Here is a 14,264-nt window from a genome sequence, read left to right as displayed (position 1 = left end):
CACTCGCGTCAGGAGCGGAGAGCGGCCAGGAGTGCGGCGAGGGCGGGGTCCTTCGCGGCGTCGTCGAGGGCCTCGGTGAGGGTTTCGGCGTAGGTCGGGGCGGCGTTCCGCTGGACGGTACGGCCCTCGTCCGTGATGACGGTGTAGACGCCGCGCCGGTCGTTGGGGCACATGGCGCGGCGGGTGAGCCCGGCGGTCTCCAGCCGGGCGACCAGGCGGCTGACGGAGCTCTGGTTGAGGCCGATGAGGTCGGCCAGCTCCTGCATCCGCAGCTCGCCGCCGTCGGCGCCGGCCAGCCGGAACAGCGCCCGGTACTCCGACAGGCCGATGCCGTGCCGGCCCTGGAGGGCCTTGGCGAGCCGGGCCTCGACGCGCCCGTGCAGGGTCACGACGTCGCCCCAGAGCAGACCGTCCGCCGTGACCGGCGCCTTCTCGTCCACGCTCATCCCGCACCCGCTTCCTGGTTGACGCCAGCTTACATGCAGTGCCAATATCTGCATGTACATGCAACTCATGTATGTACATGCGATCAGGAGGAGCGCATGATCGAACGCGTCGCCACGTCCCGCGGACAGACCAACCCGCTGCTGGCCCCCTACGAGGGCCGCCACCTGACGCTGCCCAACCGGGTCGTCATGGCGCCGATGACGCGCGGGCGCGCCGACGACGCGACCGGCGTCCCGCATCCGCTGACCGGCACCTACTACGCGCAGCGCGCGACGGCCGGGCTGATCGTCACCGAGGGGGTGTGGCCGGACGCCCTCGGCAAGGCGGGCCCCGGCATCCCCGGCCTGGTCACGGACGCGCAGGTCGCCGGATGGCGCGAGGTGACCGGGGCCGTCCACGCCGCCGGCGGGACGATCTTCGCCCAGCTCTGGCACGTGGGGCGGATGACGCACCCGCTCACCCTGCCGGGCGGGGCGACGCCCCTCGCCCCCTCCGCGGTCCGGATCGAGGGCGAGCCCATCTACACCCGCGAGGGCGACGTCGAGCACGTGACGCCGCGCGCCATGACGACCGCCGAGGTGGAGGCGGCCGTCGGCGACTTCGCCGCGGCGGCCCGCAACGCGATCCGCGCCGGGTTCGACGGCGTGGAGGTGCACGGCGCGAACGGGTACCTCGTCCAGCAGTTCCTCGCCGAGAACACCAACCGGCGCACCGACCGGTTCGGCGGCTCCCGCTCCGGGCGGCTGCGGTTCGCGCTGGACGTCGTGGACGCCGTCGCCGCCGAGGTGGGCCCCGGACGCGTCGGGCTGCGCATCTCCCCGCACAACCCGGAGAACGAGATCGCCGAGGAGGACCCGCAGGGCACCTACCGGACGCTCGCCGACGCCATCGACCCGCTCGGCCTCGCCTACCTCCACGTCATCGAGCGGGGCGCCTACGGGGCGCTCGCCGACCTGCGTCCGCGCTGGTCGGGAACCCTGATCGGTAACTTCAACGGTCCCCACCCCACGTCCCGGAAGGCGGGCGAGATCGTGGTGACTGCGGGCCTGGCCGACGCGTTCTCCTTCGGCCGCCACTTCATCGCCAACCCCGACCTGCCCCACCGCTTCGCCACGGGCGCCCCGCTGGCCGACGCCGTCGGGAGGCTCGTCTATGGGGGCGGCGCCGAGGGCTACACCGACTACCCCGCGATCAGCGTCCCTCAGCCCACGGGTTGAGCCGCCTGCGGCGGGTTCACCGGGGGACGTCCCAGAAGGCCAGTTCGTGGCGCATGCCTTCCAGGAAGAAGCGTTCGGCCGCCTGCGGGTCCGCGCCGGACTCGTCGATCATCTGGGCGATGCGGCGGGTCAGGTCGGCGAAGCCGGGGTCGGCGTAGGTGTCGACCCAGCGGCGGTACCGCGGTTCGGACGGCGGGTTCTCCGCGAGGCGCCGCCCCAGCGTGGAGTAGCCCCACATGCAGGGGTAGAGGGCGGCGAGGCCCTCGGAGTAGTCGGCGGCGGCGTCCAGGAGGAAGGACGTGTAGGCGGCGCAGGCCGGGCCCATCTCGGCGCCGTCCAGGTCGGCGTCGAACTCGGCGGAGAGGGAGCGGTGCAGGTCGAGTTCGTCGTGGAAGGTCGAGTAGGCCAGGTCGACCAGGTCGCCCACGTGGGCGTTGGGGGCCTGCCAGGCGAGGCGGGCGAAGACGCGCACATAGTCGTGCAGGTAGAGGTAGTCCTGCTCCAGCCAGGAGCGGAAGACCGCCTCGTCCAGGTTCCCTCGGGCGATGCCCGCGACGGTGGGGTGCCTGAGCTGTTCGTCGATCAGCGGGCGGCCGAGGTCTTCCAGGTGCGCGGCGAGGCTCATGGGCGCCAGTTTGCCCTAGAAACGACCAGACCCCGCCGGATCGTACGACCCGGCGGGGTCCTGGTCTTGCGGCCGGTGTGTGGGGTCGCCTCTCGGCGAAAGGCACAATACGGCTCCAGCCGGACGGTATTCCGTAAAGGCAAAAGGTGAGGCCCGGGGACACCAGGCACACCGGCTGTCATGTGTAACCGACGGGCCCGCGGGATTGTTCCCGGGCCCCCGCGAAGGTTCCGGTACGCCGGATCGTGTGCCATCCCAGGCGCGATCCCAGGAGCGCCGTGACCACGGACTGGACGACCACCAGGTACATGAGCTGCCGGTAGACGAACTGCTGGAGCGGCAGTGCCCACAGGGGACGGATGCGTTCGCCGTCCAGCCACAGGGCGTAGGCACCGGCGGCGGCCTGCGCGGCGACGAACGCCGTCCAGGTGAGGACGGGCACGGCCGGGTCCAGGAAGAGCAAGCCGAACAAGGCGAACAGGTCCACGGCCGGTGCGAACAGCGGGAGGAGCACCTGGAAGACCATCAGGTAGGGCAGGCAGCGGCGTCCGAAGCGTCCTGAGCCACCGGTTTCGATGATGGATCGGCGGTGCTTCCACATCGCCTGCATCGTCCCGTAGCACCAGCGGTAGCGCTGCCTCCACAACTGCCTCAGGGACGACGGTGTCTCCGTCCAGGCGATGGCCTTCTCCTCGTAGACGACGCGCGCACCAGTGCGGCATATCGCCATGGTGAGGTCGGTGTCCTCGGCCAGGGTGTCACCTGGCACACACCCCACTTCGGCTAGGACCGACCCCCGAAACGCACCGATCGCACCGGGCACGGTCGGCATGCACTGGAGGATGTCGAACATCCGCCGGTCGAGGTTGAATCCGATGACGTACTCGATGTGCTGCCAGCGTCCGAGGATGCCGCCCCGGTTGGCGACCTTGGTGTTGCCGCTGACCGCGCCGATCGACGGGTCCATGAACGGCGCGACGAGGTGCCGGATGGTGTCGCGCTGGAAAACGGTGTCGCCGTCCACGAGCACGAGGATCTCCGACCGGGCCACGAACAGGCCGGCGTTCAGCGCGCTGGGCTTGCCGCCGTTCGGCTTCCGGATCAGGTGGACGCCCGGCAGGCCGATGCCGTCCACGATCGCGGGAGTGCTGTCGGTGGAGCCGTCGTCCACCACGATGACCTCGACCGTGCCCGGATAGTCGGTGTCGAGGAGCGACGCGATCGTCGCCGCGATGCCCGCCTCCTCGTTGTAGGCGGGGACGATCACCGACACGGGCGGGAACGGATCCGGCGGCAACTCCCCGATCCTCGTCATCTCCGGCATGACGGGCGGGCGCGGCCGGCGGACGCGCCGCATGTGGACGTGCGCGAACACCAGCAGCAGCATCAGCCGCAGCACGTACAGGATCCCGGCGGCGGCGAACAGGGCGCCCATCGTCCCGGTGAGGGCGGACGCGGCGCGCTGGGCGGCGACCAGCGTCCAGCCGACGGCCTTCTCGCGCGCGGGCACCGGCACCTCCGCCGCGGGCGTCCCGAGCGCCTGCGTGAGCGTGGTGAACCGGTATCCGCGCGGCTGGAGCCGGTCGATGATCCGCTCGACGGCCGCGACGGTCTCGGCCCGGTCGCCGCCCGAGTCGTGCAGCATCACGACGGCGCCCTCGCCGCGCCGCTCCGCCGCCAGCGCCGTCCGGACGATCGCGTCGGTGCCGGGGCGGGCCCAGTCCTCGGTGTCGCGGTCGGTGAGGACGACGATGTACCCGTCCTCGCCCGCCCGCTTCGCCGCGCGCCACTCCGGCGCGGTCAGGCCGTCCGGACGGGACGAGTACGGCATCCGCATCAGCCGGGTGTGGACGCCCGCCGCGCCCGCCAGCGCCCGCTGCGTGAGGTCCATCTCCAGGCGTCCCCGCCAGGCGGGCGCGGTGGCCAGGTCGACGTGCGTGTAGGTGTGCGACCCGATCTCGTTGCCCTCGCGCAGGATGCGGCGGGTCAGCGCCGGGTTCTCGGCCACGTGCGCGCCGATGGTGAAGAAGGTGGCGTGGGCGCCGCGGCGGCGCAGGACGTCCAGGATCCGCGGCGTCCATTCGGGGTCGGGGCCGTCGTCGAACGTCAGCGCGATCGTCTTCGGCGGCATGCGGCGGCTGCGCGGCGTGCCGTCCGCGAGGTTGACCACGGGCCCGCCGGAGCGGACCTGGGACGGCGCCGGTACCGGATGCTCGGGGACGTCCCTGGGCGCCTCGCCCACGGCGCCGTGCGCGAAGCCGTCGAGCAGGAGCAGCACGGTGAGCGCCAGCCCACCGAGGACGAGCAGAACCCAGTGGCCCCGCGGCTCACTACGTCGCACGGTCAGGGGGTCTTCTTGTTGCGTCCCCATGCGGGCGGTTCCGCCTGGGACCTGCCCGGATGGGTCGTGGTCGTGGTCGCGTTCGTCGACCGGGGGTTCGCCGCGGAGGGCGCGGAGGACGGCCTGGGCGCCGTGGACGGAGCGGGCGTCCCCGCACGTCCCGTGGTGGGCGCGGGCCTGGCGGCTGAGGGCGGTTCGGCCGTTCTGGTCGGCGTGACCCGGGGAGGGGTCACTTTCACGTGCGGACGGGCGGACGGCTCGCTCCACGGCGTCAACGGCACGTCGGTCCCCGTCGTCATGCCGAGACCCAGCGCGCCCAGGAACACGACGAGGAGCGCGCCGGTGAGCAGGCCCAGCCGCCGTCCGAGCCGGGCGCGCCAGCCCGACGCGTCGACGAAGACAGGGGCGGCCTCCGTTAACGGTTTCGTATCGGTGGCCGGGTCGGGTGCGGGCTCCGCCAGCGGCTCTGTGGCCGGTGGGATGCCGGTGACGAGAAGTTCGTCCCGGTCATACGGGGAGTTGCCGGTCATGTTCGTCCAGTATTCGGTGCGGGGAGGCGACGCCCCGGCGACACGGGCGTCAATCGTTCAGCGCCAACCCACGGGTACGTGTCACACCACGGGGAGAATTTCTGCACAATGGCGCGATGGACGAGGACGAACTCGGTCGTGCGCTGCGGGCGGCGCAGGACGGCGACGAGGAGTCCTTCCGCGTGCTCTACCGCGACGTCCAGCCCCGCCTGATCCGGTTCGCGGGCGCGCTCGTCGGCGCGGACGCCGAGGACGTGACCTCGGAGGCGTGGCTGCAGATCGCCCGCGACCTGCGCTCGTTCCGCGGCGACCTGGACGGCTTCCGCGGCTGGACGGCCACGATCACCCGGCACCGCGCCCTGGACCACCTGCGCCGCAAGTCCCGCCGCCCCGGCTCCGACCTGCCCGCCGAGGAACTGGTCGCGCTGCCCGCCGCCGGCGACACCGAGCTGGACGCCCTGGACGGCATCGCCACCGAGGGCGCGCTGCGGCTGATCTCCGAACTGCCCCGCGACCAGGCCGAGGCGGTGCTGCTGCGCGTCGTCGTGGGCCTGGACGCCAAGTCGGCCGGGAAGGTCCTCGGCAAGCGGGCGGGCGCCGTCCGTACCGCGGCGTACCGCGGCCTGCGCCGCCTCGCCGACCGCCTCCCGGACGCGAACACCACCCGCCTCCCGGACGCGAACACCGCACGCCCCCCTGACGCGAACACCGCCCGACTGCCCGACGCGGACGCCGCCCGGCCGCTTGACCCGGGCGCCGCCCCGCTTGACCCCGGCACTGCCCGGCCGCTGGCGCAGGGTGACAAAAGCGGCGGTACCGGCGCTGAGGGGGTGTCATGAACGAGCACACCGAGGCCGGACGGCTCGACCAGCGCACCGCCGAGCAGCTGCTCGACGGCGCGGGCGGGCACGCCCCCCTGCCCGCCCTCCTCTCGGCCGCCGCCGCTCCCGGCCGCCCGGCGGAGCTCGCCGGAGAGGACGCCGCCGCGGCCGCGTTCCTGGCGGCGCCCGCCCCCGCGCGCACGGCCCGGCTGGCCGGCCTGCGCCGGTTCATGACCACCAAGGTCATCGCACTGATCGGCGCCACGATCCTGCTGTCCGGCGGCGTCGCGTACGCGACCGGGCACTTCCCCGGCCAGGAGCCGGCGCCCGCACCGTCCCCGACGCACCACCGGCAAGGGGACGGCGGCCACGACAACACCCCGGCGACGCAGTACTCGCCGTCGCCGCTGCACACGTCGCCGGCACCCTCGCCGTCCTCGCCGTCACCGTCCGCCACGGCGACGAAGGAGCAGGCTCACGGGAAGGCCACCGCTCCGGGCCAGCAGAAGAACAGCCCGAACCCGCACAGCACGAGCGCGCCGCCGCGCGGCCCCGGCAGCAACAACGGCAATCCCCCGACCGCCAACCCGGGCAAGGGGCAGAGCCACGGCACCGGCGGCACCGGCAGCACCACGAACCAGGGCTCACCGGCGGGCCAGAACTCCGGTCGCGGCGCCGAGAGCGGCCCCACGCGTCGGCCGGCGCCCGTCCCGATCCGGTAGTCAGAGGCAGCCTTCGAACTGGGGGATCTCCATGTCCGACAGGTCGAGTCCGGACGTGCCGAACCACTTGTGCATGAACTTCGCCATCGTCCCGTCCTGGTACATCTGGGTGATGGCACGGTTGATCGCCTCGCAGCCGTCGGGGTCGCCCCGGCGGATCGCGATGCCGGTGCGGCGCTCGCCGAACCGGGAGTTCAGCAGCCGGAACCCGTCGCCCTGCCGGGTCTTCAGCCCGGCCAGGATGGTGTCGTTCGTGGTGATCGCGTCGATCCGGCCGTCCCGCAGCATGGTCATGCAGTCGTCGTAGGACCTGGCCGCGACCGGCACGGCGGGCACCTGCCGCTCCACGGTCACCGCCTCCGCCGCGCCCGACCCGGTGACGGCGCAGATCTTGCGGCCCCGGAGGTCGCGCACTCCGCGGACGTCCTTCTCGCCTTCTCGGACGAGGATGTCCTGGTACGACAGCAGGTACGGGCCGGCGAACGCGAGCCGCTGCTTCCACTCGGGCTCCAGCCAGAACGTCAGGACCATGTCGACGTCGCCGTCGCGGAGCAGCCGTTCGCGGTCGCGCGCCAGCGCCGGGGCGAACCGGACCTTCTTCCCCATCCGGTCGGCCAGGTAGCGGGACACGTCCACGTCGAGGCCCTCGAACGTCCCGTCGGAGCGCTTGAAGCCGATGCCCGGCAGGTCCGGCCGGACGCCCGCGACCAGCGTGTCCTTGCCCAGGATGGACGTCCCCTCGCCGCCACCGCACCCGCTCAGCGCGGCGCCCGCCACCAACCCGGCCGCGACCAGTCGCCGCATCCCCCCGTACCCCCGATCCCCGGCCGGCCGCCCCGGATCCCAGCGACCAGGACGCACCCGGCACCAACGTCGCAGCCGACGATCAGGCCCTCCACCCCCTGACCGCATCCGGCCTCCCCTCGCCGGGGGTCATGCGACGTCCACCAAGCTTCACCAAGTGCGTTGATCTGCGGCGTGTTGTTGTTTTCGACGCGCTCATAACAACAACACGCCGCAGATCAACGAACGTGGGGGGCGGTCGACGTTCGTCGCGTTAGGGGTCGGTGGGGGTGATTAGGGCGGCGAGGGTGGCGGCGAAGCGGTCGGGGGTGATGTCGGCCGGTGGGCGGCCGAAGAAGCCGCGGGACAGTTCGTAGCCGGTCAGCGCGGACACGACGACGGCGAGCAGGGCGTGCGGGTCGTCGCGCCCCGGGCCGGCGGGCAGGTCGCGGGTGAGGTGCTCGGCCTCCTCGGCGATGCCCTGGTCCACCAGGAGGCCGCGGACCCTGCGGGTGAGGTCGGGGAACCGGCCGTGCTCCCGGGCCAGCAGGTTCATCAGCGGCCTGACCTGCGTGAGGTACTCCAGTTGCTGGACGAGCCGGCGCGTCAGCGCTTCGCGGGGGTCGGCGACCGGCCCGCGCTCGAACTCCGAGCGGCGCCGCTGCGCCCGCGCCAGTTCGCGCTCGAAGACCTCCCGGAAGACCTCCTCCTTGGAGCGGAAATGCCGGTAGAAGCTGCCGCTGCCGGGGGAGAGCCCGGCGAGTTCCTCGATGTCGGTGACGGTCGTGCCGCCGAAGCCCTGCTGCTGGATGAGCTCCAGGGCGGCGTCCAGAATGCGCTCGCGCGTGGGGGATGCCACGGATGCAAGATAGTTCTTGCGGATGCAAGAAGGTTCTTGCACACTGCTGGGCAAGAGCCCTCGGAAAGGCCCCCGCCATGCCAGCGATGCGCGTTTCGTCCGCCCGTTCCCTCCGAATCGTCGTCGTCGCGGCAATGGCCGCCGCGGGCGCGGCGGCCGTCACCGCGGCCCCCGCCCGAGCCGACGTCGCCGTCTCCCCGAAACAGCAGAACTGGGTGTTCCGCGACGACGCGGGCCGGGAGGTGACCCTGCGCGGCTTCAACGTCTCGGGAAGCACGAAGCTCTACGAGAACGGCCTCCTGCCGTTCCGCAGCACGGCCGACGCCGCGAAGTCGGCGCAGGCGATGCGCGACCTGACCGGGGCGAACGCGATCCGTTTCCTGATCAGCTGGGAGGGCGTCCAGCCGGCCCCCGACCGGATCGACTACGCCTACCTCGACCGCGCGATCGCGCAGATCAGGGCGTTCACCGACCGCGGATTCCACGTCCTGCTGGATTACCACCAGGACCTCTACTCCTCGCACCTGTTCAACTCCGGCAGCTGGTACACCGGGGACGGTGCTCCCAAGTGGGTGATCGACGCGGGCGGCTACCCGAAGGAGTCGTGCGGCATCTGCATCATGTGGGGCCAGAACATGCAGACCAACACGGCCGTGCGGAAAGCCGCCCACGACTTCTGGCGCAACCGCGTGCTGTCCACCTCGGCCGGTCAGGTCGGCGTCCAGGACGCCTATCTGACGCAGGCCAAGGCGACGATGACGTACCTCAAGCAGAAACTCCCGCAGCCGGCATTCCAGAACATCGTCGGCTTCGACCCGTTCAACGAGCCGTTCGACGGCGGTCTCGACGGCAAGAGCGGCGTGGAGTGGGAGAAGACCTACCTGATGCCCTTCTACCAGCGCATCCGCACCGCGATGGACCAGGCCGGCTGGACGTCCAAACCGGCCTTCGCCGAGCCGCTCGTGTTCTGGAACACCGGCTTCTTCGAGCAGGGCGGAATGACGACGGTCGGGCAACTCGGCACCCGGATGGTGTTCAACACCCACTACTACGACGGCGCCCGGATGACCCTGGACCTGTCCCCCGCGTCCGACGGTACCTACGACTCGGCGATGAACGAGATCCGGCAGCGCGCCACCGAACTGGGCACCGCGCCGCTGGTCTCGGAGTTCGGCAACAAGATGTCGGACAACCGCACGCCGTGGATGATCCGCGCGATGTACCAGGCCATGGATTACGGCGTGCCGGGCAAGAACTGGTGGAACTCCCCTGCCTCCGGCGGCACGGTTCTGTCGTCCCTCCAATGGCAGTGGGACATCTACAGCGGCCGCCACCACGAGTTGATGAACGGCAACCCCGACAAGGTGCAGACGGACGGTGACGGCTGGAACGACGAGGACCACTCCGTCGTGGCCACCAACGACGCGGGCAATGTCACGCTCCGCCTCGACCAGCGCGTCCTCGACCGCCTCTACCCGTCCGCCGTCAACGGCGACACCTTGGCCTTCGCCTTCGAAGACCTCGCGCGCTCGGGCTTTGGCGGTGCCGGAACACAGAAGGCGTGGCTGACCGTCCCGTCGTCAATGCCGGACGTCGCCGAACTCCTCCAGAACCGCCAGTACGGCGTTCTCGTCTGGCGTTCTGCGGGCACGGCCGCCCCGACCGAACTGCACCTGCCGAATTCGTTCTCCCCGTCCGGCACCGCCGTCGTGAGCGACCTGGCCACGCTGAACGGCATCCCGGCGTCCGGCCCGATCGCCGCGGTCACGGAGACCGGCTCCTCAACGGCCAAGAAGCTGCGGATAACCGCTCAGGACAACGCCGTCCACTTCGCCCTGGTGGTGAACACCGCGACCGGTACTTCGCCTACCGAAGCGCAATTGAACGCCGCCCGCACGGCCCTCTCCACGTGGCTGACCGACGAATTCCCCGCCGCCGCTAATTGATGTGGCGAAGCGTGTCCGCGTCGGTCACCGAGCGGTAGTAGCACGTCGGGCGGGCCTCGCCGGAGGCGTCCTTGGTGTGGCAGGCGCCGCCCGTCGTGCGGTTGACCAGGTAGAGGAGGGAGTTCTGCTCGCAGTTGACGCGGACATCGACCAACGCCAGGACGTCCCCGGACGTCGCGCCCTTGCGCCACAGTTCGTTGCGGGACGTCGACCACAGCACGGCGATCTTCTCGTCCAGCGTGGCCTTGAGCGCCTGGTCGTTGGCGTAGCCGATGAACAGGACGTCACCGCTGGCCGCGTCCTGCAGGACGACGGGCACGACGTGCGCGCCGGTCGCCGCGACACCGGCGAGCTTGTCGAAGTCGAGGGTGAGCCGGGTGCCTTCTTCGAGTTCGTTCACCCCGCCATCCTGCCCGGTGGAGCGGGCGGCGTCGTCCCCTGACACTCGGGCCAGGAGGCCCGGCGGCCGTCGCCGCGCCGCCTGAGGATGGCCGCGGTCGTCTCGTCGGCGGGCAGGAACGCCTCAAGGCGCAGCTCGGAGAGCGTGACGTCGACGGCGGTCGCGAACGACGTCAGCGTGGTGATGAGGCGGAGTTCGCCCTCGGGCACCCGCAACCGGAGCGGTACGGCGAAGCCGAGATGGTCGGCCGGCGACTCGGGGGCGGGCAGGTAGCCGTCCAGCTCTTCGATGAACTCCGCCAGCCCGGGGCCGGGGGCGCGGACGGCCTGGTCGCGCAGGCTGCCGGTGATGTGGCGGCCCCACTCGGCCAGGTTCCCGACCCTGCGGGCCATTCCGTCGGGGTGCAGGGCGAGGCGCAGCACGTTCACCGGCGGTTCCAGCAGGGCGGGCGCGGCGCCCTCGGCGAGCAGACCGAACGCCGGGTTGGCGGCGACCAGTTCCCCGTACGGGCGGACGACGACGGCCGGATACGGCATATGTCCGTCGAGGATGCGTTCCAGCGCCTCGCGCACCGGCTCGAGTTCGGGGGCGTCCAGGCTCGATTCGGCGTAGACCGGTGCGTATCCGGCGGCGAGCAGCAGTTCGTTCCGCTCCCGCAACGGCAGGTCCAGGGACTCGGCGAGCCGCACCACCATGGCGCGTCCGGGGCGCGAGCGCCCCTGTTCGAGGAAGCTGAGATGACGCTGGGTCGTGTCGGCCCTGATGGCCAGGTCGAGCTGGCTGAAGCGGCGGCGCGTCCGCCATCGCCGCAGCTCATGGGGGAACTGCTCGGGTTCTGCCGACACCGTCATGGTCCCATTCAACCCGGCCGCCGCGCCGCGGTGCGATTCCCTGCGGGGAATCGCGACGTCGCACCGTGGGCCCGCACACTGCTCGGCATGACCGATCTGAAGCGATTGACCGACCGATACGTCGCCCAGTGGAACGAGCCCGACCCGGCGGCGCGGCGCGCGCTCATCGACGAGTTGTGGGCGCCCGACGCGCTGCACGTGCTCGTCGTCCCGCCGCAGGAGATCCGGGACGCCGCCGCGTCGCTCGCCGTCCCCGCGCCGCCGTTGGAGGTTCGCGGCCACGACGCCTTGACCGCCCGGGTGGCCAGGGCCTACGAGATGTTCGTCGCGCCGGGCGAGCACGTGTTCGAGGCCGCCGCCGAACCGGCCGTCCTGCTACCGGACGTGGTCGCCGTCCGCTGGTCGATGGTGACGACCGGCACGCGCGAGGCGGTGGGCGGCGGCGTGGACGTCCTCGCCCTGGACGCCGACGGCCGCATCCGCACCGACCACCAGTTCATCGGCTGACCCGCCCGCACCGGACGGCCGGCGTAGAGACCCGCCCGTCGAAGGGCCGGCCGCCAGGCCGCCGTCCGGTGGGCGGCCGCCTGCTCACCGGTCTCGGCTAGGCGGCCAGGATGGACTGGAGGGTGACGATCACGATCCGGCCGGTCTCCTCGGGCTTGAGGCGGCCGGCGCGGTTCTCCTCCGCGGCACCGTGCAGGACGTACTGCACGACGTTGACCAGCCACGCGATCGGCATGTCGGTGCGGAAGGCGCCTTCGTCCTGCCCCCGGCGGATGAGGTCTTCGACGCGCTGCGCGGACCCCGCGTGCATCTCGCGGATGCGTGCGACGGGAAGGACGCCCTGGGCCGCGGCCAGCAGCGCGGTCGACTCCGCGACGATCGACCAGCTGGATTCGAGCAGCCGAGCCAGGACGTCCTGCGCGGGCCCGTCGAGATCGACGTCCGACAGCACCTCCTCACCGGCGCGGAGCGCGTCGGCCAAGGCGGCTTCGACCAGTTCCTTCCGGTTGCGGAAGTGGCCGTAGAGGGTCATGCGCCCCACGCCGGCGGCCTTGGCGATGTCGTCGATGCTCGCGTTCGGATCGCGGCTCAGGCATGCGCGCGCCGCGGAGACGATGCGGGCGATGCTGCGCTCGGCGTCCGCGCGCCGACGCCGGCCGGTGCTGGCAGGAGGCATGCCCGCATCCTAACTCGTACGCGCATGTACGTGTTACTCTCCAATAATTCGTACAGTGCTGTACGAGTTAAGGAGATGATCGTGATGACCCACCCTCCGTCGCCCGCACATCCGCTGCGGTGGCGCATCCTGGGGTTCCTCGGCGTGGCCCAGCTCATGCTGATCCTGGACGTCACCGTCGTGGCCATCGCGCTGCCGCACATCGAGACCGACCTGGACCTGAGCCGCCAGGCCGTGACCTGGACGATCAGCGCCTACACCCTCACCTTCGGCGGCCTGATGCTGCTCGGCGGCCGGCTCGCCGACCTCATCGGCGCGAAGCGCGTCGTCCTCGCCGGCCTGCTGATCTTCACGGCGGCGTCCCTGGTGACCGGCCTCGCCGACACGGCCACCGTCCTCCTCGGCGGCCGCGTCGCGCAGGGAGTCGGCGCGGCGCTGCTCTCCCCGTCCGCACTGTCGCTCGTGGTCAGCCTGTTCGACGGCGACGAGCGGAACAAGGCGCTCGGCGTCTGGTCGGCCCTGGGCGGCGGCGGCGCCGCGCTGGGCGTCCTCGTGGGAGGGGCGCTCACCGCCGGGCCCGGCTGGCCGTGGGTGTTCTACGTGAACGTCCCCATCGGCGTGGTGATCATCGCCGTCCTCGCCCGGATGCTGCCGCGCCAGACGGTCACCGCACCCCGTCCCCGGCTGGACGTCCTCGGCGCGCTGCTGGTCACGGCCTCGTCCGGCGCGCTGATCTACGCGTTCATCCGCGCGGGGGACGACGGCTGGCTCACGTCCGCGACCGGCTGGCTGATCCTGGTCGCCGCGATCGGCTACGTGGCGTTCGTGTTCCGCCAGCGGACCGCCCGGTCGCCCATGATGGACGTGTCGCTGCTGGTCAGGCGCCCGGTGGCGACGGGCACCTTCCTGATCCTGATGGCGACCGCCCTGATGATCGCGGTGTTCTTCCTGGGCACGTTCTACTTCCAGCACGGCGAGGACTACGGCGCCATGCGCACCGGCCTGCTCTTCCTCCCGGTCGCGCTCGCGACGATGTTCGGCGCGAACCTCACCGGCCGGACGCTCGCCAAGACCGGAGCGCGCCCCCTGGCAGTCGCCGGCCTGCTCACCGCCGCCCTCGGCATGGCGCTGCCCGCCCTCCTCCTGAACCCGTTGACCGCCGTGATCGGCACGGCGATCGCGGGCGCCGGGACGGGCGCGATGTTCGTCGTCGCCTCCGCGACCGCGCTGGGCCAGGTGGCACCGCACGAATCGGGCATCGCGTCCGGGATCGTGAGCACATTCCACGAGTTCGGCGCGTCCATCGGGGCGGCGGTCATCTCCAGCGTCGCCGCCGCGAGCCTGACCGGCGACACCCTTGACGGCTTCAGCAACGGCTTCGTCCTAGCCGCGATCACCGCCACCGTCGCCGCCCTGGCAGCCGCCGCCCTAACCCCACCCCACCCCCGCAAGCCCCTGCCCACCACCGACTAGCGCCGAGTCCCCCTTCGTTGATCTGCGGCGTGTTGTTGTTATGAGCGCCTCATAACAACAACACGC

General features: G+C 71.7%; 15 protein-coding genes. 6 read left to right on the top strand and 9 right to left on the bottom strand.

What is annotated here, in order from left to right; all coding sequences use genetic code 11:
• Positions 1-8: 8 nt before the first annotated feature.
• Positions 9-446, bottom strand: a complete 438-nt coding sequence (locus ABZ806_RS35940; RefSeq protein ID WP_500222320.1) for a MarR family winged helix-turn-helix transcriptional regulator — start codon at positions 444-446, stop codon at positions 9-11.
• A gap of 96 nt (positions 447-542) precedes the next feature.
• Between ABZ806_RS35940 and ABZ806_RS35935 the strand changes: the two genes are divergently transcribed.
• Complete coding sequence (locus ABZ806_RS35935; protein WP_500222317.1) at positions 543-1,664, top strand: alkene reductase; 1,122 nt, start codon at positions 543-545, stop codon at positions 1,662-1,664.
• Positions 1,665-1,680: 16 nt separating this feature from the next.
• Here ABZ806_RS35935 and ABZ806_RS35930 read toward each other — a convergent pair whose 3' ends face one another.
• The 3 genes from ABZ806_RS35930 to ABZ806_RS35920 all read right to left on the bottom strand — a co-directional run bounded on the left by ABZ806_RS35930 (position 1,681) and on the right by ABZ806_RS35920 (position 5,160).
• Positions 1,681-2,289, bottom strand: coding sequence for a TenA family protein (locus ABZ806_RS35930; RefSeq protein ID WP_500222314.1), 609 nt, complete (start codon positions 2,287-2,289; stop codon positions 1,681-1,683).
• A 178-nt stretch (positions 2,290-2,467) separates the two neighbouring features.
• On the bottom strand, positions 2,468-4,630 hold the full coding sequence (locus ABZ806_RS35925; RefSeq protein WP_500222310.1) for a bifunctional polysaccharide deacetylase/glycosyltransferase family 2 protein: 2,163 nt from the start codon (positions 4,628-4,630) through the stop codon (positions 2,468-2,470).
• Between the two features lie 2 nt (positions 4,631-4,632).
• Complete coding sequence (locus ABZ806_RS35920; RefSeq protein ID WP_500222307.1) at positions 4,633-5,160, bottom strand: hypothetical protein; 528 nt, start codon at positions 5,158-5,160, stop codon at positions 4,633-4,635.
• Positions 5,161-5,276: 116 nt separating this feature from the next.
• On the opposite strand from ABZ806_RS35920, the gene ABZ806_RS35915 reads away from it, so the two are divergent.
• Positions 5,277-5,999, top strand: a complete 723-nt coding sequence (locus ABZ806_RS35915) for an RNA polymerase sigma factor (protein ID WP_500222304.1) — start codon at positions 5,277-5,279, stop codon at positions 5,997-5,999.
• Positions 5,996-6,703, top strand: coding sequence for a hypothetical protein (locus tag ABZ806_RS35910; protein WP_500222301.1), 708 nt, complete (start codon positions 5,996-5,998; stop codon positions 6,701-6,703). The genes ABZ806_RS35915 and ABZ806_RS35910 overlap by 4 nt, the downstream gene beginning before the upstream one ends.
• Here ABZ806_RS35910 and ABZ806_RS35905 read toward each other — a convergent pair whose 3' ends face one another.
• Positions 6,704-7,507: a transporter substrate-binding domain-containing protein gene (locus ABZ806_RS35905; protein ID WP_500222297.1), complete on the bottom strand. Its 804-nt coding sequence runs from the start codon at positions 7,505-7,507 to the stop codon at positions 6,704-6,706.
• 253 nt (positions 7,508-7,760) lie between these two features.
• Positions 7,761-8,345 carry a TetR/AcrR family transcriptional regulator gene (locus ABZ806_RS35900; protein ID WP_500222294.1) on the bottom strand — a complete coding sequence of 195 codons (585 nt, stop codon included), beginning with the start codon at positions 8,343-8,345 and terminating at the stop codon, positions 7,761-7,763.
• An 86-nt stretch (positions 8,346-8,431) separates the two neighbouring features.
• Between ABZ806_RS35900 and ABZ806_RS35895 the strand changes: the two genes are divergently transcribed.
• Positions 8,432-10,291: a cellulase family glycosylhydrolase gene (locus ABZ806_RS35895; protein ID WP_500222291.1), complete on the top strand. Its 1,860-nt coding sequence runs from the start codon at positions 8,432-8,434 to the stop codon at positions 10,289-10,291.
• Here the strand turns inward: ABZ806_RS35895 and ABZ806_RS35890 are convergent.
• The gene (locus ABZ806_RS35890) at positions 10,284-10,691 is read right to left on the bottom strand and encodes a phosphoribosyl-AMP cyclohydrolase (RefSeq protein ID WP_500222287.1); all 408 of its coding nucleotides are present in this window, start codon (positions 10,689-10,691) and stop codon (positions 10,284-10,286) included. The genes ABZ806_RS35895 and ABZ806_RS35890 overlap by 8 nt on opposite strands.
• Complete coding sequence (locus tag ABZ806_RS35885; protein ID WP_500222282.1) at positions 10,688-11,542, bottom strand: helix-turn-helix domain-containing protein; 855 nt, start codon at positions 11,540-11,542, stop codon at positions 10,688-10,690. The genes ABZ806_RS35890 and ABZ806_RS35885 overlap by 4 nt, the downstream gene beginning before the upstream one ends.
• Positions 11,543-11,629: 87 nt before the next feature.
• On the opposite strand from ABZ806_RS35885, the gene ABZ806_RS35880 reads away from it, so the two are divergent.
• A complete protein-coding gene (locus ABZ806_RS35880) occupies positions 11,630-12,049 on the top strand; it encodes a hypothetical protein (RefSeq protein WP_500222279.1) in 420 nt (139 codons plus the stop codon).
• A 97-nt stretch (positions 12,050-12,146) separates the two neighbouring features.
• On the opposite strand, the gene ABZ806_RS35875 is transcribed toward ABZ806_RS35880, so the two are convergent.
• Positions 12,147-12,725, bottom strand: coding sequence for a TetR/AcrR family transcriptional regulator (locus ABZ806_RS35875; RefSeq protein ID WP_500222275.1), 579 nt, complete (start codon positions 12,723-12,725; stop codon positions 12,147-12,149).
• Positions 12,726-12,809: 84 nt separating this feature from the next.
• Between ABZ806_RS35875 and ABZ806_RS35870 the strand changes: the two genes are divergently transcribed.
• Complete coding sequence (locus ABZ806_RS35870) at positions 12,810-14,198, top strand: MFS transporter (RefSeq protein ID WP_500222271.1); 1,389 nt, start codon at positions 12,810-12,812, stop codon at positions 14,196-14,198.
• The last annotated feature ends 66 nt before the right edge of the window (positions 14,199-14,264 follow it).

It is taken from the genome of Spirillospora sp. NPDC047418 (assembly GCF_040643275.1).
Classification (GTDB): domain Bacteria; phylum Actinomycetota; class Actinomycetes; order Streptosporangiales; family Streptosporangiaceae; genus Spirillospora.
Note: the sequence above shows the minus strand (reverse complement) of the source record. Positions and strands in the feature narration are given on the sequence as shown.

Excerpts from the sequence above, each read along its gene's own strand:
- ABZ806_RS35930 (WP_500222314.1), bottom strand. The coding sequence starts at position 2,289 with ATGAGCCTCGCCGCGCACCTGGAAGACCTCGGCCGCCCGCTGATCGAC.
- ABZ806_RS35920 (WP_500222307.1), bottom strand. The coding sequence starts at position 5,160 with ATGACCGGCAACTCCCCGTATGACCGGGACGAACTTCTCGTCACCGGC.
- ABZ806_RS35940 (WP_500222320.1), bottom strand. The coding sequence starts at position 446 with ATGAGCGTGGACGAGAAGGCGCCGGTCACGGCGGACGGTCTGCTCTGG.
- ABZ806_RS35905 (WP_500222297.1), bottom strand. The coding sequence starts at position 7,507 with ATGCGGCGACTGGTCGCGGCCGGGTTGGTGGCGGGCGCCGCGCTGAGC.
- ABZ806_RS35885 (WP_500222282.1), bottom strand. The coding sequence starts at position 11,542 with ATGACGGTGTCGGCAGAACCCGAGCAGTTCCCCCATGAGCTGCGGCGA.
- ABZ806_RS35935 (WP_500222317.1), top strand. The coding sequence starts at position 543 with ATGATCGAACGCGTCGCCACGTCCCGCGGACAGACCAACCCGCTGCTG.
- ABZ806_RS35915 (WP_500222304.1), top strand. The coding sequence starts at position 5,277 with ATGGACGAGGACGAACTCGGTCGTGCGCTGCGGGCGGCGCAGGACGGC.
- ABZ806_RS35910 (WP_500222301.1), top strand. The coding sequence starts at position 5,996 with ATGAACGAGCACACCGAGGCCGGACGGCTCGACCAGCGCACCGCCGAG.
- ABZ806_RS35895 (WP_500222291.1), top strand. The coding sequence starts at position 8,432 with ATGCGCGTTTCGTCCGCCCGTTCCCTCCGAATCGTCGTCGTCGCGGCA.
- ABZ806_RS35875 (WP_500222275.1), bottom strand. The coding sequence starts at position 12,725 with ATGCCTCCTGCCAGCACCGGCCGGCGTCGGCGCGCGGACGCCGAGCGC.
- ABZ806_RS35880 (WP_500222279.1), top strand. The coding sequence starts at position 11,630 with ATGACCGATCTGAAGCGATTGACCGACCGATACGTCGCCCAGTGGAAC.
- ABZ806_RS35870 (WP_500222271.1), top strand. The coding sequence starts at position 12,810 with ATGACCCACCCTCCGTCGCCCGCACATCCGCTGCGGTGGCGCATCCTG.